This is a genomic window from Algoriphagus pacificus, from assembly GCF_017254845.1.
Lineage (GTDB): Bacteria > Bacteroidota > Bacteroidia > Cytophagales > Cyclobacteriaceae > Algoriphagus > Algoriphagus pacificus.
Genome location: NZ_JAFKCU010000032.1, coordinates 1 through 367, shown reverse-complemented (window position 1 = coordinate 367; position 367 = coordinate 1). Strand labels below are relative to the sequence as shown.

The 367-nt window shown below is 40.3% G+C and carries 1 protein-coding gene; it reads right to left on the bottom strand.

Annotated features, from left to right (window positions below; translation table 11 throughout):
- On the bottom strand, window positions 1-317 hold a 317-nt coding region (locus tag J0A69_RS22460; RefSeq protein WP_080726642.1), incomplete at its 3' end, for a super-infection exclusion protein B.
- Between the last annotated feature and the right edge of the window lie 50 nt (window positions 318-367).

The window sequence follows — 367 nt, the reverse complement described above, 5'->3', positions numbered from 1 at the left end:
AATTGTTTTGATGTAACCACATACTTCCTGCCTTCATTAAGGGCTGCGCACAAAACCATAGATTGCTCTTCTGTAAGGTTTTGAATTACTGATCGCACTTTATCGTTTTGCATCTTAATGCGTTTTCTTAGCTTAAATCGCTTATATCTGGCGCTGGCAATAGCTGATAATCGATGCACATTAATTGCTAGCGAAAATGCAAGAGCAAAGACGAAAACATGCCACACATGAGGAATACCGATTCTCTCATTAACATATTCAGGCCAGTTATCTGGGCTTAAAAGCAGAAGTCCAACCCAGATAACGATCATATACATGGTTCTCTCCAGAGGTTCATTACTGAACACTCGTCCGAGAATAACGAGTG